Source organism: Bifidobacterium lemurum, assembly GCF_014898175.1.
GTDB classification, from domain to species: Bacteria; Actinomycetota; Actinomycetes; order Actinomycetales; family Bifidobacteriaceae; genus Bifidobacterium; species Bifidobacterium lemurum.
In genome coordinates, this window is sequence record NZ_CP062948.1 from 1341218 (window position 1) to 1365521 (window position 24304).

Below are 24304 nucleotides of genomic sequence, written 5' to 3' on the forward strand. Positions count from 1 at the left end.
ACAATGACACAGAACACAGTCGGAATCAACGTTGAGGCCAACGTCGGAGCCAACGTCAACGGCGAAGTCGGCGGCGACTCCGGCGCGGGCGGCGGCATCGCCATGCAGGGCAACGCCGTCGTGCGCGCGGTCAAAGGCTGGTGGGCGGCGTTCGACGCCAAGCATCACGGACTGGCCGAGTTCATCATGTTCTTCATCGTGTGCAACGCGGTGACCGTGCTGCAACTGGTGCTGATGCCGGTGCTCAAATGGGCGTTCGGCTTCACCGCGCTGGTCGACACCACGTTCCAAGTGCTCCCCGTCGGGCAGAACATCGACGGCAGCGCCTACTACGTGTTCGACTACGCGGCCGGTTCGATCGCGTCCGGCGGTGGCGGCGGACTCGCGTACTTCCTCGCCGTGGAGATCGCGATGGCCGTGGCGCAGGTGATCAACTTCATCACCCAGCGCAACGTGACCTTCAAATCCACCGGCAACGTGTGGAAGGCCGCGGCCTGGTACGTGCTCGCCTACGTGATCATCACGATCGGCGCGGCCGCGCTGCAGGGCCTGTACAAGGCGCCGCTCTACGGCTGGTGCATCGGCGTGATGGGCTCCGGCACCGGCGCCACGGTCGCCGACCTGGTGACCATGCTCATCAACTGCGCGATCTCGTTCTGGGTCTTCTACCCCATCATGAAGATCATCTTCAAACAAAAGTGACGTTCAACTGATAGGGTGGCGCAGCCGCGACGCCCTCACACCTAGAGAGAAGTCCAAAGGAGGACGACATGAAGGAAGGCAGTGGCGGACAACTCGCCATGTATTGCATGATCGGCATTGCCGTTTTGGCGGTGATCATCGTCATTGCGGCGGTGGCGTTGGCACTGGGTACGCGCAAACGCTACCGGGAAGGTCGTGCTGTTAAACACCTTAAGGTGGGCAACGGTATCCTGGGGTCGCTGGGCGTGCTGTTGCTGGCCGCAGTGGTGGCTCTTGGCGTCGCGACGAACATGTTCGCGAACCAGCTCAACAATGTGTTCTATGTGGGCGCGGTCGGTTCGGAGGAAGTGGACACCACCGAAGACGACTGGAAGGATCTGGCTCGACAGATCGGGCAAGAAGGCATGACGCTGATGCGCAACAACAATGATGCGTTGCCCTTGTCGTCAGGCGCGAAGGTGAATCTGTTGGGCTACTATGCCTACAACCCGTATTTCAGCGGTGGCGGTTCTGGCCGTGTGTCCGCCACGGAGGATTCGGCGGATGTGCTGTCCTCGCTGGAAGATGCGGGCATCGAAATCAACCCGGCGTTGCAGTCCGCCGGTGTGTATGAGGTGCTGCCTCCGGAGCCGGTGCAGATCGGTTTCCATGTTTCCCCGTTGACGGTCGATGAGGTGACCATCGACAAGTTCACCGGAGACGCCTCTTTCGAATCGATGAAGGAGTACTCCGACACCGCGGTGATCGTGCTGGGGCGTACGGGCAGCGAGGGAGCGGACCTGACCTCTTACGAGCAGATCGACGACGCGAACTATTTGCAACTCAATGACAACGAGAAAGCCTTGATGCAGCGTGCCAGCGAAACCTTCGACAAGGTCATCGTCGTGATCAATAGCGCCAACGCGCTTGAAATGGGTTTCCTGGATGAATATGACGTTGACGCATGCGTGTGGGCCGGATTGCCCGGACCGTACGGCTTCGACGCATTGGGTAAGATCCTGACAGGTGAGATCAACCCATCCGGCAAGCTGCCGGACACCTGGGTCACCGATAACGACAGCGCTCCTGCGAACGAAAACTACGGTACGCAGGTCGCGTCAAATGCTGAAGCCAGCCACTATGTGGATTATGTCGAAGGCATTTATGTGGGATACAAATGGTATGAGACCGCCTATGCCGAGGGTGCGGTGGTGACCAACACCACAACCGGCGAAACCTTCGATTACGGCAGCGACTACGACTCCATCGTGTCATTCCCGTTCGGCTCCGGCCTGAGCTACACCACGTTCGCGCAGACGATCACCGGGTTCAACGCTTCGACGCTGGATCCGAAGGGAACGGTCAGCGTTGACGTGGAAGTCACCAACACCGGTGGCGTGGCTGGCAAGGAAGTCGTGCAGCTCTACATGACCGCGCCGTATACCGATTACGACCGCGAGAACGGCGTTGAAAAGGCCGCTGTGCAACTGGTCGGTTATGGCAAGACCGCGGAACTTGCGCCAGGCGCCAGCGAAACCGTCACGATCGAGGTGCCGGTTGAGGATCTTGCCGCCTACGACACTTCGCATGACAACGGTGACGGCACGCAAGGTTCGTACATGCTGGATGCGGGCGAATACGTATTCTCCGTTCGCGCCAATGCGCATGAATCACTGGATGAAGTGACGTCGGAACTTGCCGAGAGCTACTTCTACTCCGGTGATAATCAGCGCTCCTCCGATGGGCAGTCCGCCTCGAATCAGTTCGATGAAGCTTCTCGTGGCGTGTATCTCAGCCGTGCCGATGGATTCGCCAATTACACTGAGGCGATGGAATCCGTGTCCGACGAAGTGAATTCCACTGCTAATGAAGATGACAAGGATGCCTACGATCCGTCTTATGACGAGAACATCCCGTCGATGACCAAGGGCGTCGACTACGCCGCTGACGGCGATTTGACGCTGGATGACGTTCGTGGGCTCGACTATGACGATCCGCAGTGGGACGAGCTGATCAAGCAGTTGACGGTTGATGAGCTGAAGTCGTTGGTTGAGGATTCCACCTACGCCTCGCCGTCGTTGCTGTCCATTGGTAAGGATTTCCGTACGGTTGATTCGGACGGTCCAATGGGTATCTCGTCGATGTGGACCACGTCGATGAATGGTATCGCCTATCCCTGCATTCCGTTGCTGGCCGCCACATTCAATGTGGATATCGCCACTGAGTTCGGTGAGCAAATGGCTGATCAGACGCAGTACTACGGAACTTCAGGCTGGTATGCGCCTGCGATGAACAATCACCGTTCGGCGTTCTCCGGTCGTAATTTCGAATACTACTCCGAAGATGCGGTTCTGGCCGGAACCACCGCCAGCGCTCAGGTGAAGGCGGCCCGTGAAGGCGGTCTGATCGTCTACATCAAGCATTTCGCGCTCAACGACATGGAATCCGTGCGCCATGAGAATCTCCACACCTACTCGAATGAGCAGGCCATTCGTGAGATTTATCTCAAGCCTTTCGAGGATTGCGTGAAGAAGGGCGGCGCGACCGCGGTGATGGCCAGCATGAACTTCATCGGCGATACCTATGCCGGCGCAAACGCAAGCCTGTTGACTGAGGTGCTGCGCAACGAGTGGGGCTTCAACGGCAAGGTGCTGACCGATATGGATCAAGGCGGCATGGCCGAAGGCGCGAATGCTGCGATGCGTGCGGGCCTTGACGGCTGGCTGACTCGTTGGGGCATTTCGGTGCGAGCCGAAAGCGATGCGGATATCTACTATCTGCAGCGTTCCGCGCATAACACCTTGTATGCGATGGCTAACGGCAACCTCATGCCGGTGAACATCGCTAACTGGCAGGCGTACTCCGTCGCTTTGGGTGTGGAGCTTGCCCTGCTTATGGTGCTGTGCATCGCGGCTCTGATACTGCGCAACCGCAAACCCAAGACCGTGGTGAAGGAGGTGCCTGCCGCCGAGTGACGGCATTCCGATAACTGATTCGCTTCTCCCTTTCTCCTTGCGATCGGGCGGTCGGCGCGCATACGCCGGCCGCCCTTTCATGTATGCGGGTCTATGGTGGAATGCATGGATAGTCGGCGAAAGGCGGCGGATATGGAACTCGATAGGCTTGGTCGCAAACTGCTGCTGGGCGCGCTGCGGCTGAAGGACGCGGGGGAGGTGTGGGCCCGGATACGGGCCTACGGGCACGTCTACGACCGGCTCGAAACGCATCTCGATCTGCCGTATCTCGACGACGGCACCCGCGCCCATCGGCTGGACGTGTACGGCGACACGCAAAGGGCGGCGGGGCCGGTGCTGGTGGTGATTCATGGCGGCGGATGGGTGGCCGGCTCCAAGGCGACCAACGAATCACAGGCGAAATACTTTGCGTCGTGCGGCCTCCGTGTGGTCAATATCAACTACACGCTGCAGCCCGAAACCGACTTCGCCGGGCAATTGGCGGATATCTTCGCGGCGCTCGACTGGGTGGCGGCGCACGCGCGGGACTACGGCTTCGACATGGATCGGCTGTTCGTCACCGGCGACAGCGCCGGCGGGCATCTGGCCCTGCTGACGGCGTTGACGGCAAGCTCGCCGGCCTTACAGGAATATTACGGCGTGCGCGCGGGCGAATGGCGGATCCGCGCGGTGGCCGTGTCCTGTCCCGCCTCGGATCTGCGCGGCGACTGGAGTCAAGCCGAGACGTCGTTCAGACTGCTTGGAACTTTGCTGTTCGACGAGCCGCGCAAAGGCGCGGAATACGCGCGCATGGCCTCCATCGAATATGTGCTCACCATGGGCGAGCTGCCGCCGACGTTTATCCTGACCACATCCGACGACACCTTGCTGTACACGCGCACGCGACGGCTCCACGAAGTGTTGGATGAGCGTGGCGTCGCCCACCGCTATCGGGAATACCATGCGCAAAGCCGTGCCAGACTTCAGCACGTCTTCAACGTCACCAACCCCGAATGGTCGGAAAGCCGCCAAGCCAACACCGACATCCTCACCTTCTTCAATGAGCTCCAGCCATAGCGGCCGTCATTTCGGGCAGAGCCATGTATTTTCATCTCCATTCGGAACGACGGCGTGATGGTTACACTGTCATGCCGAGCGGAGTCGAGGCATCTCTGGCGGGTGGTCGGGCGGAGATCCTTCGACTCCGGCCTTACGGCCTCCGCTCAGGATGACGTTGATGATGGTTATTGCCGGTTTGTCCGGTGATAATTGAAGGTGGCGGTCCGGGCGGTGACCCCCAGGATGACTGACGCCGTTCCTTTCGGGAAGCGGCTGTCCCGCCCTCGATCTGTCCCGCCCGGGACCGCCGGACCGAGGGCCATGGACGCATGACCTCATAGGAGCGTGGACGCTCCCATCGGACCCCGCATCGTCCATGGTAGCGTGTCCCGTCAACGTCCCGTCTGCGCCGGAAGCCCCCGGAACGACCATCGACGGCCAGCGAAGGAGGACAACGATGACGCCGCCCATGGAGACGATCTACGCCGGGGTGGACACCCACACCGACACCCACACGCTCGCCCTGCTCGACTGGCGCGGACGGCCGCTGGCCACGCGGACGTTCCCGACCGACGCCGCCGGCTACGAGGCGCTGGCGGGCATGCTGCCCGACCCGTCCCGGGTCGTGGTGGGCGTGGAGGGGACCAACTCGTACGGCGCGGCCCTGGCCCGCAGGCTCGCCGCCGCGGGCTACGAGACGCGCGAGGTGCTGCGCCCCAAACGCGCGGTGCGCCGCAGGGACGGCAAGTCCGACCCCGTCGACGCCGCCGAGGCGGCCAGGAGCGTCATGGCCGGAGACGGGACCGGGCCGAAGAGCTCGGACGGCTGGGTCGAGGCCCTGCGCCACCTCAACACGCAGCGCGACCGGCTGGTGTCGGCCATGACCACGCTGTCCAACAGCGTCAACGGCATGCTCGTCACCGCGCCCGAGACCGTCCGGGACCGCTACCGGAGCCTGAGGACCGGGAGGCGCATGACCCGCCTTGCCGCCTGCCGGCCCGCCGGCGGGCCGGTCGAGCGCGCCGCGCTCACCGCGATGAAGGCGTCCGCGACGGCGTGGAAGGCCCTCCGCGAACAGGCGGACGGGCTCGAGAGGGCGATGCGCGAGATCCTCGAGGAACACGCCCGCGCGCTGCTCGACCTGAACGGGGTCGGCGTCGTCACCGCGGCCACCCTGGCCGTCGTCGCCGGCGACAACCCCGAACGAGTCAGAAGCGAGGCCGCGTTCGCCAAACTGTGCGGCGCGTGCCCCCTGCCCGCCTCCAGCGGCAGGACCAGCCGCCACCGGCTCAACCGGGGAGGCAACCGGCAGGGCAACAAGGCCCTGCACCAGATCGCCGTCGTGCGCCTGCGCCACCACCAGCCCACCCGCGACTACATGGCCAAAAGGACCCGCGAGGGCAAAAGCAAGATGGAGACCATCCGCTGCCTCAAACGCTACATCGCCCGCGAGATCCACCGCGTCCTCATCGCCGTCCGCGACGGCGACCCCGGACGCGAGCCACCCGCCCGGCGCGGCGCCATGCTGCGCGAACTGAGGCTCTCCCACGCGCTGACCCAGCGACAGGTCGGACAGGCCCTCGGCGTGCCCTCCAGCAGGATCAGCGAGATCGAACGAGGCGCCCGCGACCTGCCCGAACTCGAACGACGAGCCACCCAATGGATCCACAGCACCACCGACACACCACCCCAACAACAGCTTGACAAACTATAGGAGCATCAAGGGGAAGGCGGCTTTCGTTCGGGATGACGTTGATGATGGCCGCATCGTCATGCCGGGCGGAGTCGAGGCATCTCACTTCAGTGATGACATAGATGTAATGATTCGGATTTTGGTAGTTGGAGAATTCGGATTATTGTAGTTGGAAGATTCGGATTTTGGTAGTTGAAAAGTTCGGATTTTGGTAGTTGACAGATGTCTAGTGGGCAAGAAAGGGCGGAATATGGCCGAGCAGAGAGCGTCCCAAGTCAAACCCAAAGGCTATCGCCCACGCATCGTCGACGAACAGATCGAACGCTACATGCGCATCTTTGGCGCGGTGGAGATCGCCGGAACCAAATGGTGCGGCAAGACGTGGTCCGCGCGTCAGCATGCGGAAAGCATCACCTATGTGGACCGCGATAACAATCTCGCGCTCGCGGCCGCGGATCCGTCATTGATGCTGCTCGGTGAGCGACCGCACGTCATCGACGAATGGCAGCTGGCGCCCGCCGTGTGGGACGAGGTCCGTCATCAGGTCGACGACGAACCCGGCAGCAAGGGGCAGTGGCTCCTGACGGGATCCTCCACGCCACGCGACGACCGGCGGCCGCGGCATACCGGTTCCGGACGTATCGGGCGCATCCGCATGAGTCCGATGACACTGTCCGAAACCGGTGACTCCACGGGGGAAGTCAGCCTTTCCGGGCTGTTCGCAGGCGAGTTCGTTTCCGTGAAAGTCGAAAGCAGCACGACCAAACTGTTGGACATGGCCTGCCGCGGCGGCTGGCCGGAGGCGCAATCCATGCCGGTGTCCGACGCCCAGGTGTTGATTCGTGAATACGTGCGTCTCACGCTGTCCGAAGGCGTGCCCCGGCAAGGGAAGGACCCCGAATCCGCACGAAGGCTGCTCAACTCTCTGGCGCGCAATGTCGGTCAATCCGTGACCTTCGAAACCTTGCGCAAAGATATGTACGGTGCGGAAGAGAATCTTGACGATTTCATCTCCGCCCGAACGGTTTCCGAATACGTAGTGATGTTCGAGCGGATGTTCGTGATTGATCCCGTGCCCGGATGGGTGCCGCCCGCTCGTTCGCCCAAACGTTTGCAGACCAAAGCTCGTCGGTATTTCGCCGACCCCTCCATCGCGGCCGCGGTGCTCGGCATGGGGCCGGCGGCGCTGTTGGGGGATTGGCAGACGTTCGGGTTGATGTTCGAAAACCTGTGCGTGCGCGATCTGCTGGTGTACGCGCGCGCCTTGCCGGATATCGGAGTGGAGCCGGTGCGGTACTACCACGACGATTCCGGCTTGGAGTGCGACGCGATTATCGAGCTCGCGGACGGACGTTGGGCGGGCATCGAAATCAAAGCCAGCCAAGACAAGGTGGATGAGGCGGCGGCCAACCTCAACCGGCTGAAAGCCAAACTGACGGAAAGCACGGGCGCGCGCACGCGGCCCCCGGAATTCCTGGCCGTGCTCATCGGCGTGGGCGATTTCGCCTACCGACGCAATGACGGCATCTACGTCATCCCCATCACCGCACTCGGCAGATAAAAGGTTTCGCGTTGCCAAGCCGTCTATCTTGGCGGGTGTCTACTGGTATCACGCCCGGCAGGATAGACGGGCGCTCGCTACACTGCAGGCGACTTGCCCGTGGCATGCGGACGCGCTCCTAGCAGGCAGGCGGGGCATTCATTATCCAATATTCGTGTGCACGATTATGTGCGCACCGTTCGGCATCTGAAATGCACGCCGAAAACATCGTTTTTGAGTTTGGTGTGTGGGCTTGTCGAGCCTCGCATAGGTAAAACGATTGATTCGAAAGTTTGGTGTGCGAAATTGGCCTTGCTCGGAGAATCCGACACACCAAACTTGTACCCACCTCTTTTCGGGAGCGGTTTCGACTCCGGTTGGGGCGTCGTCGGGGCGTGTTTGACGGCGCCTCAACCGATTGGCCTAGATGGTCATAGAGGAATCGCCGAAGGTGTTGGTGCCAGCGTCGCTGTCGCTGCTGGAGTTATTGCTGTCAGCGCTGTCTCCGCTGGACTGGCCGCTATCGGATGAGCCGCCCTGCGACATGCCGTCGGGCGCGCTTTGGCTGTCGCCGGACTGGCCGCCGAATCCGCCCATACCGCCCATATCGCTGTCCATATCGCCCGGCATCTGCATCTCCATCTGCGTGCTCGAGGTCTGCCCGACCAGCGCGTTGACCGCGAGCGCGCCGCCCGCGCCGCCGACCAGTCCGCAGGCCAGCGCGATGCCGACGATCATGGCGATGGTTTTTCCACCCAGCGTGGACTTGGTGTTTTTCGCCTGCGCGGCCGCGTTCACCCCCGCTCCTGCGGGTGCCGACGGATACGGCGCATAGCCGCCGTGTGGGGCGCCGCCATATGGCGCGTCCGCATAGCCGCCGCCATACTGGGGTGTTCCGTACTGGGGTGTTCTGTACTGGGTTGTTCCATACTGAGCCGTGGTGTACGGATAGGCGCCCTGTTGTGCGCCTTCCGCAGACGTGTTGGTGGCGATGTTCGGCTGTTCGTTGGAGAGAGAAGTGGTGTTGTCGGTCATGGGATGTCCTTTCGTATGGCCGCGAACGCAACGCGGTCGAATGATGGGATGGTTATGTGTTGCTGGGTCGTAAAGGGGCAAGCGGTTTGTGTGCCGTTGTGGTCGACGAGGTCGGTATGAGTCGGCGGATGGTTCGTGCCACGCCGTGCTGGTGGGATAGGTGGGCTAAGTGGTCTGCATACGAGTGAACCGCACTGGTCCGGTTGTCCGCTGTGGTTGGTCGGGATGTGCTCTGCGAGCTTCGCCGATGATTTCCGGATGTTTGCTGAACGCTTGCTGGATATGGTGAGGTTCGCGCCGTTGCCCTCCGTTTGGGGGGATGCGGCTGGGCGAAGGTCGCTGCCGGTGAATTGCCGGGGTCGGGGCTAGACTGTGAGGGACGTACTCACAAAGGACATATCATGGCGAATGCGATGAAGCATGACAACAACTATCTGCGCCAGCAGCGGGCGGCCTCCGTCGCCTTCCAGAAACGCACACCGGAACGCGCGCTGATTTGGGCCGGCTCCCTCTATCTTGCGGGCATGGCCGTGATGCTGGTGTTGGGCAGCATGGGGGTGATTCCCTCCGCGGATGGCACGCTGGTCGGCGGCGGGCAGGTCGGCTATGTGGCGATGTACGCCGTCGCCTCTATCGCCGTCGCCGCGGTGAGCGCGTTCGTGGCCTTCAAATACATCGTCCCGGGCCATCCGAACCGCAAAGTGGTGTATTGGCTGGTGTTCGTACTGGTGTTCTCGCTGGTCACCTTCGATACGCTGGCGTTGATCGTGTTCGCTGTCGCGCTCGGCTTCTACGCCACCCGCGACCGCAGGCCGAAAGACGCCGCCGCCAAGCGGTAGCGGACTGGGCCGGGCCGAAATCCAGCGGCTGTCGGGTGTGCCGCCGGGTGTGCCGTCAGGCGCAATGTTGGTTGTGCCGCCGGGTGGTTTATCAGGCGCGCTGCCGTGCGTGCCGCTCGGCTTTGTCGTATCCGCTTGGGGTAAGCCCGTCGATGATCTCCGCTTCCTCCGTTTTCCTCCGCCGTCTGCGGTATCGAGGGCGGCCTGATAGCCTAGTGGACTATGAGTGAAGTGACGAACCGGGGGATTGCCGAATCCGACGTGAACGGCGACGGCGTGATCGACATCGACGACAAACGACTGCCGCTGGTGGCCCGCATCTACGGCGCGCTGGTGCTGCTCAACGGCATCATGACGGCGCCCGCCATCGTGTTGTCCAGCGCGCACGCGGCGCGTGAGGTGATCGCCGGCCGTATGCACGTGGACTTCATGGACCTGACGTTCATGCTGACCGCGGCGGACACCGTGCTGCTGGTGGTGAACGCGACCTGCCTGGTCGTCTTCGGCGCGTTGCTGCTGCGCAACAAGCGCAAGCACGCCGCCCGCTGGGCCTATACGCTGATCCCGCTCACCATCGCCGAGGCGATGTTCTCGCTCGCTTTGCAGGGCATCGGCGGCAATCTGATCATGCCCGCGATCCAGCTGGTGATCCTCGTGACCATCTCGATCGTGGCGGATCCGGCGCTGCATGAGGAACGCCGCCTGCACCGCACCCTCAGGCGCATGGACGAGCGCGACAACTATTGGGACGCCGTGCGCAAAGGCATGCTCGGCCGCGACCAGACCGGCAAAGGCTACATCTCGCTGGACTTCTTCAACGTGTTCTGGCTGTTCCTGATCGGCTGCGTGTTCGGCTTGGTGGTCGAGACGATCTACCACTACATTCTGTTCGGCGAATACGAGGACCGCGCCGGCCTGCTGTGGGGGCCGTTCTCGCCGATCTACGGCTTCGGCGCGGTGATTCTGACCGCCTGCCTCAACCGCCTGTGGCGTGCGAATCCGGTGGCGATATTCCTCGCCTCCGCGGTGATCGGCGGCGCGTTCGAATGGTTCGTCAGCTGGTTCATGGAGGTCGCGTTCGGCATCACCGCATGGGATTACACCGGCCAATGGCTGTCGATCGGCGGGCGCACCTCCGGCAAATACATGCTGTTCTGGGGTGTGCTGGGCCTGTTGTGGATCAAGCTGATTCTGCCGTGGCTGCTGTGGCTGATCAACAAGATCCCATGGAAGGTGCGATACTCGCTCACCACGGTCTGCTTCGCGCTGATGGTGGTCGACTGCGTGATGACGCTGATGGCGCTCGACTGCTGGTTCACGCGTGTTTCCGGCGAACTGCCCGACTCGCCCATCACCCAGTTCTTCGCCGACAATTTCGGCAACGACTTCATGGCCGACCGTTTCCAGACGATGAGCATCGACCCCACCAAGTCCGGCCGCGCATAAGTGTTTTTTACATATCCGGGCGTCTTTTTGACAACCATCTGGTGTCCCCTTGAAAGGGGGGTAGCGTCGAAACTGGTGGCCTGTACGCATCAATGAGGTACGCGTGCGGACTATCCGGGAAGAGCGTAATCCAGAGAGAGTTGGGGAACGATGTCCAGATCCAAACATCATGAGGAAAGCGAACGTAATCCGGGGCGCGTCGGTGTGGCGGCGCTGGTCGCGGCGGCGACGCTGTGCATGGGATTGATCATTCCGCAGTCGGCGGTCGCGCAGGACGCCGAAGCCGACGTCACGCAGTCGCAGACGCAATCGCAGGACGCGACCGTTGCCGACGGCCAGCAGACGACGGCCGACGGGGCGAATGACGAGGCGGACCCGTCACAGGCGGACGAGGCGACCGCCACGTCCATCGATGCGGTCCAGACGGTCGTCGGCCGGCAGGGAGACGCCGCCATGGCGCTGCCGCAGACGGTCACCGTGCGCTATTCGGACGGATCCGCGCAGGAGCAGACGGTGGCGTGGTCGGGCAACGGTTATTCCACTGATGCCGATCTGGCGGGACTGCCCGCCGGGGAATACGATTTCACCGGCACCGTCGAGGGCATCGATCTGCCCGCCGCCGTGCATCTGACTGTCGAGGCCGTCGAAGCCGCGCCGCAGCAGAGCGAAAACGACGCCGCGGAGCCGGCGGATGACGCCGCCGACAATAAGACCGGCGAACCGCAGGCCGGCGAGCCTCAAAGCGACGAACCCACCGTCGCGTCCGTGGATAATCCGGTGGTGTCAGCGGACGATGTGGCGTTCGGCACCTATCCGGCCGGCGTGATTCCGTTCATCGCGTACGAGTCCGTGCTGGTCGCCTACCAGGACGGATCCACGGGGTGGGAAACCCCGGTGTGGGATGAGATCACCGAAGAGCAGTCCAACACGCCCGGCAGCTATATCATCGAAGGCTCGTTCGAGGGAAGCGACGTCAAGGTCCGAGGAAGCATAACGTTCGCTTCGGTGGTTTCCATGCAGGTCGACGAAGTGACCACCGTGGTGGGCGCCGCTCCCGAAATGCCTTCCGTGCGTTTCTATCTGGTGGGATACGGCGAATACCAGTACGGTGTGGACTGGGATGAGATCGATCCGACGCTGTACGCCTCCGCCAATGATTTCACGGTAAACGGCACTGTGTCGAACTCGTCCATCGCCGTGACCGCCACCGTGCATGTGCGCGAATATCAGTCGGTGAAAGAGGCTTCCTACGTCGGCTACGTGAATGTCATGCCTTATGCGTGGGACCTGCCAACCACTGTGGAAGTGACGTATTCCGATGGCACGACGGGCCAGATGTCCGTCGAGTGGACGTACGATCCGGACAGCGAGGAGATGCGGGAGGCGTTCAAGCAGGAGGGCTTCTTCACCATCGACGGTGTGGTCAGCGGCACCGACATCGCCGCCACGTTGAAGGTCACCGTGCTGTCCTACACATTCGCGCCGGTGACGGCGCAGACCTTCGTCGGCGCGTATCCGTCGCTGCCGAGCGATGTGACGGCGCGCCTGTCCGACGGCAGCGTGCAGACGGCGTATGTGTATTGGGATGACATCGACGCCAGCCAGTACGCGAGCAAGGGGACGTTCGAAGTGACGGGCACCGTGCCCAATTTCGGTGACGCGACCGTCACCGCGACCGTCACCGTCAAAGGATTCTCCAGCGTCGAGAGCGTGTCCGTCGACATCATCGCGGGGCAGAATCCGCAGTGGGAGCTTCCCAACAGCGTGAACGCCACCCTTGACGACGGCTCGGTGACGACGGTCGCCGTGGATTGGGGCACGCTGAATCCCGATGATTACGCCCAGCAGGGCACGTACACGGTCGTCGGCCATGTCTCTCAGTCCTCCGTGGAGGTCACCGCCACAGTGCATGCGTGGGCGATTCGCTCGGTGAAAAGCGAGAGCGTCTACACGCTTCCGGGCGTCGCGCCCAATCTGCCGTACAGCCTGGGCGTCGTGCTCGCCAACGGCGACAGCGAATGGGTGAGCGTGCAGTGGGAAAGCGTCGATCCTTCGCAATATGCCGAACAGAGCGTGTTCACCGTCCGAGGCGCGGTCGACTATACCGACATTCCCGCAATCGTGACCGTACATGTTATGCCCGTCGTCGAGGTGCTGTCGACTTCCTCCTACACCACGGTGGTGGGGTTGCCGGTGTACTACTGGTCGAGCATGGTGAGCGTGCAGTACGCCGATGGCGGCGTCGACTCACTGCCCGTGCAATGGGATGAGGTCGATCCCTTACGATATGAGACCGCCGGAAGCTTCACGGTGGAGGGCACGGTGCAAGGCATCGACCTCAAGGCCACGGCCACGGTGAATGTGCAGGAGCTCGTCAGCAATGAGATCAACATCACCACGGTGAAGGGTCGCGCACCCAATCTCGATGTCTCATTCCCGCTTACCGGCAATATGTACTACAACATGGACTCGTGGGACTGGGAGACCGTCGATCCTGCCCTCTATCAGAAGGAAGGGCAGTTCGACGTCAAAGGCAAGCTGGGAGGCAAAATCGACGTGGTCGCGCATGTGTTGGTGGTGAGCGTGACTTCCGTCGATCCGTTGCAGGCGGTGCAGACCATGACCGGAGTGTTGCCCGAGTTGCCGTACAACGTGAAAGTGCGCTATAGCGACGGGGCGGCCGAGACCTTGCGGGTAACGTGGAATAGCCCGACCTTCGAGCAGGTGGCGCAGCCTGGCGAATTCGACGTGACGGGTACGGTGTCGCAGACGGGGACCAGCGTCAGCGTCCATGTGGTGGTTCGAGACAGTCAGAAGACGCGCGCCGTGACGGTGTCCACGTTGAAGGGCGTCCGTCCGAATCTGCCGTATCAGGTAACCGCAACGCTGTGGAACGGCACGCAGATCGAGGTGGTGGCCGATTGGGAGACGCCTGAGCCTGAAATGTACAACACGTTGAACGCGAACGGCTTCCAAGTCAATGGCTACATCCACGGCTCCGACGTGCCGATCGTCGCGACCGTCAAGGTATTCGATGCCGCGCCATCCGGGGCGGAAAGCTCCGTCACCACACTGATGAACGTCGCGCCGACGCTTCCCAGCTCGATGGGCATCACCCTGACCAACGGCGACGTCGCGTCGGTGAACAGCGGTCTGCTGTGGCCCACGGTCGATCCGGAACAGTACGCGCAGGCGGGCACTTTCGACGTTTCCGGCGAACTGCTGGGAACGGACGTCGTGCCGGTTATGCATGTCACCGTCACTGAAGTCGTTGATATCGACACGTACTATTCGTGGACGCGGCGCTATGTGCGCGGCTCCTCGTACAAGGATCTCTACCTGCCCGAGACAATCGGAGGCTATGCCGCGGACGGCACGTACGTCAGCAACATTCCGCTGCAATGGGAGGGGATCGACGACAGCGTCTTCGACACGCTCGGCACGCATACGATCAAGGGAACCTATCCCGGCGGCAGCATCGAGTTGACCCTCGACGTGGTGGACATCACCTCCGTCACGAATGTCAGCGAGCTGCGAACGTTGGCCGGAGTTACGTCCCCTAGCTGGTATTCGACGGCGGACGTCACCTATAGCGACGGCGTGACGCAGGACGGCGGCGTGGACTGGGACGAGCTGGCGGATTCGGCCTACGCGCAATCCGGCGAATATGAGCTTACCGGCGTTGTGTCAGGTACGAACCATCGAGTGGGCGGCAAGCTGACGGTATACGACGATGCCACCGCGGAGCCGACGGAGGTGTGGACACGCCCGGGCGTGGTCCCCTCGCTGCCGTCCCAGGTGCAGGTGACCTATTCCGAGAGTCTGCTGTCGGCGCTCGCCGACGGGGTGGCGGGCCTGTTCTCCAGCAGGGCCACCACGGGTGATATAAGCGATGGCGGCACATGGCTGCCGGTGACGTGGGATGCCATCGACCCCGCGGACTATGGCGAGGACCGTGAGAACACGACGTTCACGGTCAACGGTGTGATCACCGGAAGCGACGTGCCTGTCACCGCCACGGTCAGTGTGGAGTCCATTAAGTCCGTGCAGCTCGCCGATGTGGCCACGGCGCCGGGTGTGTATCCGGGCCTGCCGTATTCCGTGACGGTGGTGACCTCGGCCGGCAAGAGCCGCACGATGTACGCGCAATGGGAAGCCATTCCCGTAAGCGCGTATCAGGATGCCGGCGCCGTGTTCACCGTCAATGGTTCGATTGTGGATTATTCGTCGTCGACCCCCGTGAAGGTGATGGGCATCTCCCTTACCGTGCGCGTGAAGGCACCCGCCGAAGTGAAGACGCAGGCGATCGACGGCGCGGTCACCAAGACGGGCGTGCGGCCCACACTGGCCAGCTACGCCCCGGTGATGCTGGACGACGGCTCCGTCGTGTCCGTGCCGGTCGTGTGGGATCCGATTCCGGTCGAGCAGTACCAGCAGGCCGGCACGTTCACCGTGTACGGAACGCTGAATCTGAACGCACCGTCCGCCGAGGCGTCGGAAGCGTCTTTGGCCGCGGTCGCCCGCATCGCGCGCGCATCGGGCTTCGTCAACCGCGTGTCCACGCAGGTGGAGGTGCGCGACGATGCTTCCAGCGGCGACGTGTCGGTGATCGACGTCTCGGTCGCCAGCGTGGCTGCTGGTGTGGCGAGCCTGCCTGAAATGGTGGCTGTGCACTACGTTGGCGGGACGGCCACGCCGGTTCCTGTGACGTGGGACACCAGCACGGTCGACTTCGGCAAGCCCGGCACCTACGAGGTGGTCGGCAAGGTTGAGGGCACGGACAAGCCGGCCTACTGCTATGTGAACGTCAAGGAATCCACCGCTGATCTGCTGGAGGGATATGACGAGGTCTCGCTTGCCGTCAAGGTCGGTTCCACCGCCCGGCAGGTGGCCGATCTGCTGCCTCAGCAGGTGAAGGCCAATTATTCCGACGGCACCTCCAAACTGGTGGGGGTGACCTGGAATCTGACGCCGCTTACCGACGATGCGTTGGGGCAGAAAGACAACGTTCTGACGATTACCGGCACGGTGGATGGCATGCCGAAGACCGCCAAGGCCACCATCACCGTCACGGACGACGCCACCCCGGTCAGCGCCGCGGTGACGGCTCAGGTGACGACTCCCGAAGGCACCAAGCCTGATCTGAGCCAGGTCAAGGCGACCATCACATGGTCGGATGGCGGAACCACCGAATCCTCCGTGGTGTGGGAGGAGTTCGGCGACGACCTGTGGGCCGAGGGCAAGCGCGGCACGTCCTTTGAAGTGAAGGGCATCACCACGCCGGATTATTCCCTGCCCGTCACCGTGCGCGTCAACGTGACGAAGGTCGCGAAGAAGTACGTCGTGACCTTCGACGCGAACGGCGGAGTTTTCTCCGACGGCGAGTCCACGGCGGCAACGACCGTGGTTGAGGAGACCGCGGTTGCCGCGCCCTCTGCCGCTCCGACGCGCGAGGGATACAAGTTCGCGGGTTGGGCCACCGAACAGGGCGGGGAGTACGACTTCTCCACCGTGGTGACGGGCGATCTCACGCTTGTCGCCAAGTGGACGGACGTCTCGGCTCCGGAGTTCGCCATCGAAGGCAACAAGGACATCACGCTCGTCGTGGGAGACAAGTTCGACCCGCTGGCCGGCGTCACCGCCTCCGACAATGAGGACGGCGACGTGACCGACCGCATCGCGGTCGATCCCGAAACCGTCGACACCAGTAAGGACGGCGTGATCACGCTGACCTACACGGTCTCGGACAAGGCCGGCAACACAGCCGAACTCACACGCAAGGTGACGGTGAAGGCCAACACCGCCGCGCTTAAGGCGGCCGTGGAAGCCGCGGCGAAGCTGAACGCCGACCCGTACACCAACGAATCGTGGCAGCGGTTCGCCGATGAGTTGGCCAAGGCAAAGGCCGTGCTTGACGATACCGACGCCAGCCAGGCGCAGGTGGAAGCCGCCGTCAAGGCGCTGGCCGTCGCGCAGAAAGCGCTGGTCAAGGACGAGGCTGTCCCGAAGATCACCTTCGCCGAAACCTATCCGCCGATTGTGGAATTCGGCGACGAGTTCGATCCGATGGCCGGAGTCACGGCCACGGACGACAACTCCGGCGACCTGACCGACGCCATCGAGGTGACGGGCGAGGTGAACACTGGCAAACTCGGCGAATACACGCTGACCTACACGGTGACCGACAGGGCCGGCAACACGACCCAAGTCAAGCGCACGGTCACCGTGGTCGACACGGTCTCTCCGGTCTTCGTCAGCCTGTCCGACGCCACCATCGATTGCTGGTCCGACTTCGACCCGTTGGAAGGCGTCACCGCCACCGATAACGTGGACGGCGACGTGACCGACTCCATCACGGTCGAAGGCAAGGTCGATTCCGCCAAGCCGGGCGTCTACACGCTGACGTACAGGGTTTCGGATAAGACCGGCAACACGGTTGAGGTCGTGCGCACGGTGACGGTGAGGAGTCAGCGCACCACGCTGGCCATCCTCATCTCGCAAGGCGACGCTCTGGCGGAATCCCAATCGCGGTACACCGCCGAAAGCTGGGCCGCGTTCGCCGAGGCGCTGGCCGCGGCCAAGGCCGTGTCGGCGGATCCCGACGCCACGGACGAGGAACTGAAGGAAGCCTATGAGGCGTTGAACGTGGCAGTCGACGCTCTGAAACCGGTCAAGCCGGTCGATCCCGAGCCCGGTGAGCCTGGCGGATCAGATGGGCCCGATGGCGGGCAGTCGCCGAGCGGTGGACGGAATCCCGGTCAGAACGTCGGAGACAAGACCGACGACGGCGGTGCGAAGCGCCTGTCCGCCACCGGCGCCGCCGCCGCGCTGCCGGTGCTCATCATGGGTCTGCTGGTCGCGGCCGGCGCGTTCCTTATGACGGTCAGGCGCTCGCGTCGCTGACCGCCCTGCGCCTGCGGTCCGGTTCATGGGCCGTCGCATAACGTATGATGCCCGCATGCCACATGGTGTGTGGGCATCACGCGTTGGCGGGATGTTCGGCCCATCTCGGCGGAATCCGCCGAAGTATGACGGGCGGGAATGACGTGCGTCGGGGAGCTGATCGTGGCCGGTTGGGCTGGGGTTGTTCCGTGAGCGGCCCTATAATGGCGGGTGATGATATTGCCGTTCCTGCGGGATGCGGGCCGTTCCGAAGTTCCGGTGTGTATGGCAGATGTTGGCGGTTTGGACAAAGGAGTTGTTATGACGAACGCAATCGTGCTGATCGACGTGGCCAGCGGCAAAGTGAGCGAGGTCGCGCAGGCGATCGCGGACATCCCCGGCGTGCGCGAGGTGTATTCGGTGGCCGGCGATATCGACCTGGTCGCGGTCGTCTCCGCCGCGGACCATGACGCGCTCACCGACGTGATTCCCGGCGGCATCGCCAAGGTCGACGGCGTGACCCGCACCCGCACGCTGATGGCGTTCAAAACCTACTCCGGCAAGGAACTGGCCGCCGCCTACGAACTCGGTCTCGACTGAGTCCGGCGAGGCCGCGCCTTAGCCCTGTCCTCATGAGTCCGGCGAATGGTATGGGATGCGTACCGTGCTGTCGGGGTCTTGGTCTGGTCCGCATGGGTCCGGCATGATTGCGACGCGGCTTCGGTTGAGTTTGGCGTGTCTCACGATTCGTTGTAAAATATCCCACTGGTGCTACGCACCGTGCCCCTCTAGCTCAACGGTTAGAGCAGCGTCCTTTTAAGTCGTGGGTTGTGGGTTCGAATCCCACGGGGGGTACCATCGCCTCCGGAGCTTCGGTTCCGGAGGCTTTTTGTTTCTCGCCTTTCCATTCGGCGATTTTTGAGCTGGTCATTCTTTGGATGTCGTCGGACAATCCTTCGATTTGTGCGTACATCGCTTGCGTTTGGCGATACAGGGTGTCATCTGAAAGCGCGGCAACGGTGGTATGTAGCTCGTGCGCAATGATTAATACTTCTTGATAGGTCAGGCGGCCGGGCTTGCTGAGTTTCTGGCTCATGCCGGCAGTTGTGATGCCGAACAGTTTCGCAAAGTAGGACTGATTCTTTCCTTCGCCTGATGCTCCCATGAGTATGCGTAGATTGAAGCGCAGGATTTTGTCGGCATAATCAGCGTCGAAAGCATCATCGCGGATGATTTGTGCGGCATCTGTTGCTGTCATCTTAACCTCTTGTTGCACTATTAAGCGTGAATTACTTACGATTCTAGTCCTTCGATTTGCGGTTAGTCAAACTATCCGCTATAGTGCTAACTGACAGTTAATATTAACAAAGGAGTGGTGATGAATCCGCTGAAGCAATGGGCGAAAGATCATGGCTGGTCCTATCAGGCAATCGCTAATGAGACTAGGCAGTCCAAAGCTTCCGTAACGCAGAAGATGAACGGGAAAGTGTGGTGGCAGGAGCCGGATTTGGCATGGTTTCGCGCGCACGGCTTGACGTCTGATTTCGTCATCGAGTCCACTCGCAAGGAATCGGAGGTGTTGTCTTAATCGTCTAAGTAAATGCCGGTTTCTGATGTTGGCGCACCAGAAACCGGCGGTGTAATCATCATCCGAGTTTCAAGGTCCGTTTCTTGCAGGATTCGACCTTGTTGCTCATGCATTGATTGGAGTGATCACAATGCACGACTTTACCAAGTCTTTTTGTAAGCCTAATGCCGCTGCTGAAAATCGAGGCGGGGAAAACAATGTTTTTCAAGTGGGAAATTCCGAGGAATCTCATTATTGGCTATCGCAGGTGGGCCATTACAGCGCGCGCGGTCGCAGGCTGGAGCGTCTTGCCGCCATCGCGGCATCCGGCTCAATAGCGGCGGGTTTCCTTGGCCTCGTAGTCGTAGCCGGATTGCTACTTGCTGCAGCGGTCGGTTGTGCTTTGTCCGCGTTACACGCCGCCAATGAGGTTGATGCGGCCATGACGCTGCTGGAATGGACGCTTGCCGCGCCGACTCGATCGGAGGTGCGCGCATGAGCGACGCGATGACGATGTACGCGGGATCGATCGACGTGCTGGCGGCGCGTGTGACCGGTGATATGACGGTCCGCGAGATTGTGGCGCTGGCGTACCTGGCCGGCCGTCGTGATCTCGCGTCGGAGGTGCGCGATGTGTCGGAGGGCCTGTCCTCGGCGGTCTGCGACTCGATGGAGCCGAACGAATTCTCACTTGGCGTGAAGATCGGTGCCGGGATCGTCGGAGCCGTCACGGATTGCGAACGCGCCAACGTGTCGATGTGTCTGCATCCCGCCGGATCGGAGGTGGCGCGATGATGGTCGTCGCGATTCTGCTCGGCGTGCTCTTGTGGGCCGGTCTGATGCTGTGGGTGCTGGCCATGTGCCGCGCCGCCCACGCAGCCGATGCCGCCGACCATGAGTCGGGAGGCGGATGGCATGAGGGCTAAGTTCACCCGCGCGCAGATTCGCTATCTCAATGCTTTGCCGGCCGTCGGTCGTGTGACCGAGGACCGCATCACCTACACCGAGGACTTCAAAATCCAGGTCCTTCTGCTCGATGCCATGGGCGAGGGGCCGGTGTCCATCTTCCGTCACGCGGGCCTGCCTCCCGAGCTGATCGGCTATAAGCGCATCGACCACTGCATGGCTCGCTGGCGTCGCAGTCCCGAGCTCGCGGACACTGCGCGGTCGATCCTCGCCAGCATCGGTCTCGACTCGCTCGCGGCCGATGTCGAACATATGGAGGTGAGATCGTCATGAGCTGGCAGTGCACGAGCTGGGCCCTGCGTGAGGCCCCGTGTCCGACCGCGACCTCGCGTCTGGTGCTGATCGCCCTGGCCGACCGTTGCCAGCCCGACGGGCGCAGCGCGTGGCCCTCGATCAAGACCCTGATGCTGGAGGCTCACACCTCCGAGGCATCCGTGCGCCGCGCGTTGAGGGACCTTGAAAAGGCGGGCGTGATCCGCCGGGGTAACCAGGAGTTGTCGCGATGGGACGAGCGTGGCAATCCGGTCCAGGCGCAGTACCGTCCCATCGTGTGGGAGTGCTGCATGGGCGTCGCCCTGGAGCAGGTGTCCGAGAAGCCCGGACGCCAGGCCCGCGAGGAGCGTGCGCGCCGCCGCGCCGAAGCCGGGAAAACCCCATCGCAGGAGCCCACATCAGTATCCGAAAAATCCAGCCCTATCAAAATGATAGAGCTGGAAAACGGTGGAAACAAGCCAAAACCCAGCCCGATCAAAATGACTGGGCCGGAAAACGATCCCCAACCGGTCGACACCCCCAGCTCTGTCACCAGTGACAGCGCCAGACTAGTCACCAGTGACAGGGCTGACCTATATATAACAAATCCAACAACAAATACCCCCTCTGTCCCTTCGGGACATCTCCCCGGCGGGGAGGCCTCCGAGGACGAAGGGGCGGACGGCGAGTGGGTGGAATACCTCGCCGAGGTCGAGGCCGCGCCGGACCCGACCGACGGTCTCTCCGAATCCGATGCTGTCGCCGACGAGCTGCTGCGCCGACTGCACGACATCCGCTCCGGCGCTGGACTGACCACGCCCGAGCCGACCGGCCGCGACCGCAAGGCCATCCGCGCCCTGCATCGCCGCTTGCAGGCCCTGCACGCCCCATTGAGCGCCTTCGACCTGATCGTCGTGACGCTGCGATGGGCCATCAACCGCGACTGGTGGGCCAAACGAATCCGCACCGGCCGCCAGCTCGCCCGCCTGTGGGACGAGATCGAGGACGACCGGGCCATCGAGCAGCGCGCCGTCGCACGCCACACATCGGTCAGACCTGTCGAGCATCCGGACGCACGGCACGTCCACACGGCCGGCTGCACGCATGTGCGCCGTCTGCTCGACTGCGGTCGCGCCGTCGACGCCAACCCCGACCCGACCCGCCGCCGCGCCCACGCCGACCAGGTCCTCGCATGGCTGGAAGCAGGCGACGACAACGCGTCGATCGCGGCCCGTCTCGCCGACCTGCTGCGCGAAGAGCGCGGACGGCGTGAGCGGGACATGGCCGAGCTCGCCCGCCAACGCGCGGCGAACGGCGGACGCATGTTCGCCGGCGCACGAGAATCCTTGGAGGTGGCGTCATGAGCGGCATCGGAGTGTGCGCTCAGATCGCGGCCAAGGATCCCGAACGCGCCGACCGTATGTGGGGCATGGTCTTAGGTGAGGATGGCGAATACTCGCTCGACCGTCCCGCGAGAGCCATGGGGCGGCAATTGTGCGATCAGTGTCCCCTCCGTGTTGATTGCCTGTCGCGCGCCTTGGTCTCACCGGTCCGTGACAACACGATCATCGGTGGTCTCAGCTATGAGGAGCGCACAATCCTCGCGCGACGTGTAGCTAAAGCGTTTGATACTGCGTCGCGACGGATCCACAAACTCTCGCAGCCCGCTGTGCGTGATTGGCTCGCCGGTCATCCAGAAATCATTATCTGTGCCAAAGATGCGCGCCATCAGATGTGGCGTCAGAAAAAGCAGCGGAGAGAGCCGGTCTCTGCGCAAGGCACCCTCTTCTAAGGACGGGCAATGAGGACCATCAATAAACACGCCGCCTCCGCCATCGAATCGGAGGCCAGACGGCTGGACCCGGCCGCGAGGTTCGGTCGTGTCCGCCGGTCCGTGCGCACGCGGCAGGGATGGGCCAAGGCCCTGACCGAGATCAGCGTCCACCTCACCACCGGCGAGATCACCGTCACCCCGGTCACGGTCGAGATCACCGGTGACACGGACCATCGCAGCGAACCGGGGTTGGAGGTCCGCGCCCAGGGCGCGGCCGGCGAGCTGCGGGTCGTCGCGTCCCCGGACACCATCGGCCAGGCGGTCGCCCTCGCCGCACGGCACCTCGCCGCGACGGCACGTCGGTAAACACCGAACCACCGAAATACCGAAGTCGGTAAAACCATCGTAAGGAGCAACCATCATGAGGATCATCACCATAGCCAACGCCAAGGGAGGCGTCGCCAAGACCACGTCCGCCCTGTATCTCGCCCACGCCCACGCATTGCGCCGTCCCGACATGCCTGTCGTGGTCCTGGACGCCGATCCCCAGTCGTCGGCGAGCGAATGGGCACTGATGGCGTCGGAGGCTGGCGAAATCTGGGAGGCGGTGACAGTCGAGCCGGCCAACCTCTCGACGCTGCGCAGGCTGCGCGACCGCCTCTCCGACCGGCCGGGTCTGGCCATCGTGGATGCCCCGCCCCAAGGCAAGCTGCTGGAGGAAGCGCTGCGCGTGGCAGACTTTGTCATCGTACCGACATCTGACTCTCCGCTCGATTTGCAGCAGGCATGGGCGACCATGGCCTCCATTCCCGCTTCGATCCCGGCTGCCGTGCTGGTCGTCAGGGCCGAGGCCAGCACCACGGCCTGCGCGGACACCCTCGCCGCGTTAGACGCAGCCGGCACTCCCCGCTTCGACACCATCGTGCGCAAACGCCAGGAGATCAAAAAGAGCATGGGACACCGCCCCACCAGACTCCACGAATACACGGACGTGCTCGCCGAGCTCCTGGACGCCATGGAAGGAGACGAACGATGAAAAACCTGACGCCGCACGCCTACCAGCCGCGTGCTCAGCGCAAGATCACCGCGGATGTGATGCGCGCCGACGCGGGCGACGACGAATGGGTCAAGACCTCGGTCAGCATGCGGCGCGGCATGAAGCGCCGGCTCAAGGTCTGGGCCGCCGACCGCAACGAACGACTCCAGGACGTGATCGATGCCGCCCTCGAAGCCTACTTGCAATGAAACCGAAATACCGAATCGCCGAAATACCGAAATCGGTAAAAGAAAGGAATGCCGGATGTCGTTCAATGTGATGTTTTCCCTTTTCGTCGTCGCGGCGGCGTGCTTCATCGAAGCGGTATTCAGCAAACTGGTGAACGAGTTCGGACGGCGTCGGATTGGACGCCACGGTTATCCCCGTCTGCGCGTCAGGGGCGAGTTCGAGGACGACGGCCTGAAGGACGACCTAGACGATCTCATGTTTGTCCTGGGCTGTGTGAACCTACTGGCGGGCTTGGCGATCGGCTTGGTCTCGGGCGATCTGTGGATCCTCGCGGGAGCGCTATGACGTTTGTCCGGAGGGAGTTTCTGATGGCTGTTCATGTGCCGGATAT

At 62.6% G+C, this 24304-nt stretch carries 21 protein-coding genes and 1 tRNA gene; 21 read left to right on the forward strand and 1 reads right to left on the reverse strand.

Annotated features, from left to right (window positions below; genetic code table 11):
- Positions 1-3 precede the first annotated feature (3 nt).
- The 5 genes from BL8807_RS04925 to BL8807_RS04945 all read left to right on the forward strand — a co-directional run bounded on the left by BL8807_RS04925 (position 4) and on the right by BL8807_RS04945 (position 7948).
- Positions 4-702, forward strand: a complete 699-nt coding sequence (locus BL8807_RS04925) for a hypothetical protein (protein WP_226847487.1) — start codon at positions 4-6, stop codon at positions 700-702.
- A gap of 68 nt (positions 703-770) precedes the next feature.
- Complete coding sequence (locus BL8807_RS04930; protein ID WP_072726928.1) at positions 771-3656, forward strand: glycoside hydrolase family 3 protein; 2886 nt, start codon at positions 771-773, stop codon at positions 3654-3656.
- Positions 3657-3788: 132 nt separating this feature from the next.
- Positions 3789-4712, forward strand: coding sequence for an alpha/beta hydrolase (locus tag BL8807_RS04935; RefSeq protein WP_072726929.1), 924 nt, complete (start codon positions 3789-3791; stop codon positions 4710-4712).
- Between the two features lie 439 nt (positions 4713-5151).
- Positions 5152-6408 carry an IS110 family RNA-guided transposase gene (locus tag BL8807_RS04940; RefSeq protein WP_094725499.1) on the forward strand — a complete coding sequence of 419 codons (1257 nt, stop codon included), beginning with the start codon at positions 5152-5154 and terminating at the stop codon, positions 6406-6408.
- A 229-nt stretch (positions 6409-6637) separates the two neighbouring features.
- Complete coding sequence (locus tag BL8807_RS04945; protein ID WP_072727142.1) at positions 6638-7948, forward strand: ATP-binding protein; 1311 nt, start codon at positions 6638-6640, stop codon at positions 7946-7948.
- A gap of 402 nt (positions 7949-8350) precedes the next feature.
- Here the strand turns inward: BL8807_RS04945 and BL8807_RS04950 are convergent, their stop codons facing one another.
- On the reverse strand, positions 8351-8962 hold the full coding sequence (locus tag BL8807_RS04950) for a hypothetical protein (RefSeq protein ID WP_072727141.1): 612 nt from the start codon (positions 8960-8962) through the stop codon (positions 8351-8353).
- A 401-nt stretch (positions 8963-9363) separates the two neighbouring features.
- On the opposite strand from BL8807_RS04950, the gene BL8807_RS04955 reads away from it, so the two are divergent.
- The 16 genes from BL8807_RS04955 to BL8807_RS05025 all read left to right on the forward strand — a co-directional run bounded on the left by BL8807_RS04955 (position 9364) and on the right by BL8807_RS05025 (position 24258).
- Positions 9364-9801 carry a hypothetical protein gene (locus tag BL8807_RS04955; RefSeq protein WP_072727140.1) on the forward strand — a complete coding sequence of 146 codons (438 nt, stop codon included), beginning with the start codon at positions 9364-9366 and terminating at the stop codon, positions 9799-9801.
- A 222-nt stretch (positions 9802-10023) separates the two neighbouring features.
- Positions 10024-11247 carry a putative ABC transporter permease gene (locus tag BL8807_RS04960; RefSeq protein ID WP_072727139.1) on the forward strand — a complete coding sequence of 408 codons (1224 nt, stop codon included), beginning with the start codon at positions 10024-10026 and terminating at the stop codon, positions 11245-11247.
- Between the two features lie 150 nt (positions 11248-11397).
- Positions 11398-18150 (forward strand): Ig-like domain-containing protein, encoded by a 6753-nt coding sequence (locus BL8807_RS04965; protein ID WP_072727138.1) that lies wholly within the window; start codon positions 11398-11400, stop codon positions 18148-18150.
- A gap of 300 nt (positions 18151-18450) precedes the next feature.
- Positions 18451-18729, forward strand: coding sequence for an Lrp/AsnC family transcriptional regulator (locus tag BL8807_RS04970; protein ID WP_072727137.1), 279 nt, complete (start codon positions 18451-18453; stop codon positions 18727-18729).
- 182 nt (positions 18730-18911) lie between these two features.
- Positions 18912-18987: transfer RNA gene (locus tag BL8807_RS04975), tRNA-Lys, on the forward strand.
- Between the two features lie 520 nt (positions 18988-19507).
- Positions 19508-19717, forward strand: a complete 210-nt coding sequence (locus BL8807_RS04980) for a hypothetical protein (protein WP_083570382.1) — start codon at positions 19508-19510, stop codon at positions 19715-19717.
- Between the two features lie 130 nt (positions 19718-19847).
- Entirely contained in the window at positions 19848-20195 is a 348-nt protein-coding gene (locus BL8807_RS04985; RefSeq protein ID WP_143148025.1) for a hypothetical protein, read from the forward strand.
- On the forward strand, positions 20192-20491 hold the full coding sequence (locus BL8807_RS04990; RefSeq protein ID WP_143148024.1) for a hypothetical protein: 300 nt from the start codon (positions 20192-20194) through the stop codon (positions 20489-20491). The genes BL8807_RS04985 and BL8807_RS04990 overlap by 4 nt, the downstream gene beginning before the upstream one ends.
- A complete protein-coding gene (locus BL8807_RS12110) occupies positions 20488-20622 on the forward strand; it encodes a hypothetical protein (protein ID WP_264298334.1) in 135 nt (44 codons plus the stop codon). Before BL8807_RS04990 ends, BL8807_RS12110 begins: the two co-directional genes overlap by 4 nt.
- Positions 20612-20935, forward strand: a complete 324-nt coding sequence (locus tag BL8807_RS04995) for a hypothetical protein (RefSeq protein ID WP_072727109.1) — start codon at positions 20612-20614, stop codon at positions 20933-20935. The genes BL8807_RS12110 and BL8807_RS04995 overlap by 11 nt, the downstream gene beginning before the upstream one ends.
- Entirely contained in the window at positions 20932-22278 is a 1347-nt protein-coding gene (locus tag BL8807_RS05000) for a helix-turn-helix domain-containing protein (protein WP_072727108.1), read from the forward strand. The genes BL8807_RS04995 and BL8807_RS05000 overlap by 4 nt, the downstream gene beginning before the upstream one ends.
- Positions 22275-22706 carry a WhiB family transcriptional regulator gene (locus BL8807_RS05005; RefSeq protein ID WP_072727107.1) on the forward strand — a complete coding sequence of 144 codons (432 nt, stop codon included), beginning with the start codon at positions 22275-22277 and terminating at the stop codon, positions 22704-22706. The genes BL8807_RS05000 and BL8807_RS05005 overlap by 4 nt, the downstream gene beginning before the upstream one ends.
- Positions 22707-22715: 9 nt before the next feature.
- Positions 22716-23054: a hypothetical protein gene (locus tag BL8807_RS05010; RefSeq protein WP_072727106.1), complete on the forward strand. Its 339-nt coding sequence runs from the start codon at positions 22716-22718 to the stop codon at positions 23052-23054.
- 55 nt (positions 23055-23109) lie between these two features.
- Positions 23110-23724, forward strand: a complete 615-nt coding sequence (locus BL8807_RS05015) for a ParA family protein (protein ID WP_072727105.1) — start codon at positions 23110-23112, stop codon at positions 23722-23724.
- Entirely contained in the window at positions 23721-23933 is a 213-nt protein-coding gene (locus BL8807_RS05020) for a hypothetical protein (RefSeq protein WP_072727104.1), read from the forward strand. The genes BL8807_RS05015 and BL8807_RS05020 overlap by 4 nt, the downstream gene beginning before the upstream one ends.
- Positions 23934-23988: 55 nt before the next feature.
- Positions 23989-24258: a hypothetical protein gene (locus BL8807_RS05025; protein ID WP_072727103.1), complete on the forward strand. Its 270-nt coding sequence runs from the start codon at positions 23989-23991 to the stop codon at positions 24256-24258.
- Positions 24259-24304: the final 46 nt, after the last annotated feature.

What these genes read in the sequence shown, in the direction of transcription:
- BL8807_RS05020 (WP_072727104.1), top strand. Translation starts at nt 23,721, where the DNA reads ATGAAAAACCTGACGCCGCACGCCTACCAGCCGCGTGCTCAGCGCAAG.
- BL8807_RS04945 (WP_072727142.1), top strand. Translation starts at nt 6,638, where the DNA reads ATGGCCGAGCAGAGAGCGTCCCAAGTCAAACCCAAAGGCTATCGCCCA.
- BL8807_RS04985 (WP_143148025.1), top strand. Translation starts at nt 19,848, where the DNA reads ATGCACGACTTTACCAAGTCTTTTTGTAAGCCTAATGCCGCTGCTGAA.
- BL8807_RS04940 (WP_094725499.1), top strand. Translation starts at nt 5,152, where the DNA reads ATGACGCCGCCCATGGAGACGATCTACGCCGGGGTGGACACCCACACC.
- BL8807_RS05015 (WP_072727105.1), top strand. Translation starts at nt 23,110, where the DNA reads ATGAGGATCATCACCATAGCCAACGCCAAGGGAGGCGTCGCCAAGACC.
- BL8807_RS05010 (WP_072727106.1), top strand. Translation starts at nt 22,716, where the DNA reads ATGAGGACCATCAATAAACACGCCGCCTCCGCCATCGAATCGGAGGCC.
- BL8807_RS05000 (WP_072727108.1), top strand. Translation starts at nt 20,932, where the DNA reads ATGAGCTGGCAGTGCACGAGCTGGGCCCTGCGTGAGGCCCCGTGTCCG.
- BL8807_RS04950 (WP_072727141.1), bottom strand. Translation starts at nt 8,962, where the DNA reads ATGACCGACAACACCACTTCTCTCTCCAACGAACAGCCGAACATCGCC.
- BL8807_RS12110 (WP_264298334.1), top strand. Translation starts at nt 20,488, where the DNA reads ATGATGGTCGTCGCGATTCTGCTCGGCGTGCTCTTGTGGGCCGGTCTG.
- BL8807_RS04990 (WP_143148024.1), top strand. Translation starts at nt 20,192, where the DNA reads ATGAGCGACGCGATGACGATGTACGCGGGATCGATCGACGTGCTGGCG.
- BL8807_RS04965 (WP_072727138.1), top strand. Translation starts at nt 11,398, where the DNA reads ATGTCCAGATCCAAACATCATGAGGAAAGCGAACGTAATCCGGGGCGC.
- BL8807_RS04935 (WP_072726929.1), top strand. Translation starts at nt 3,789, where the DNA reads ATGGAACTCGATAGGCTTGGTCGCAAACTGCTGCTGGGCGCGCTGCGG.
- BL8807_RS04980 (WP_083570382.1), top strand. Translation starts at nt 19,508, where the DNA reads ATGAATCCGCTGAAGCAATGGGCGAAAGATCATGGCTGGTCCTATCAG.
- BL8807_RS04955 (WP_072727140.1), top strand. Translation starts at nt 9,364, where the DNA reads ATGGCGAATGCGATGAAGCATGACAACAACTATCTGCGCCAGCAGCGG.
- BL8807_RS05005 (WP_072727107.1), top strand. Translation starts at nt 22,275, where the DNA reads ATGAGCGGCATCGGAGTGTGCGCTCAGATCGCGGCCAAGGATCCCGAA.
- BL8807_RS04925 (WP_226847487.1), top strand. Translation starts at nt 4, where the DNA reads ATGACACAGAACACAGTCGGAATCAACGTTGAGGCCAACGTCGGAGCC.
- BL8807_RS04995 (WP_072727109.1), top strand. Translation starts at nt 20,612, where the DNA reads ATGAGGGCTAAGTTCACCCGCGCGCAGATTCGCTATCTCAATGCTTTG.
- BL8807_RS05025 (WP_072727103.1), top strand. Translation starts at nt 23,989, where the DNA reads ATGTCGTTCAATGTGATGTTTTCCCTTTTCGTCGTCGCGGCGGCGTGC.
- BL8807_RS04970 (WP_072727137.1), top strand. Translation starts at nt 18,451, where the DNA reads ATGACGAACGCAATCGTGCTGATCGACGTGGCCAGCGGCAAAGTGAGC.
- BL8807_RS04930 (WP_072726928.1), top strand. Translation starts at nt 771, where the DNA reads ATGAAGGAAGGCAGTGGCGGACAACTCGCCATGTATTGCATGATCGGC.
- BL8807_RS04960 (WP_072727139.1), top strand. Translation starts at nt 10,024, where the DNA reads ATGAGTGAAGTGACGAACCGGGGGATTGCCGAATCCGACGTGAACGGC.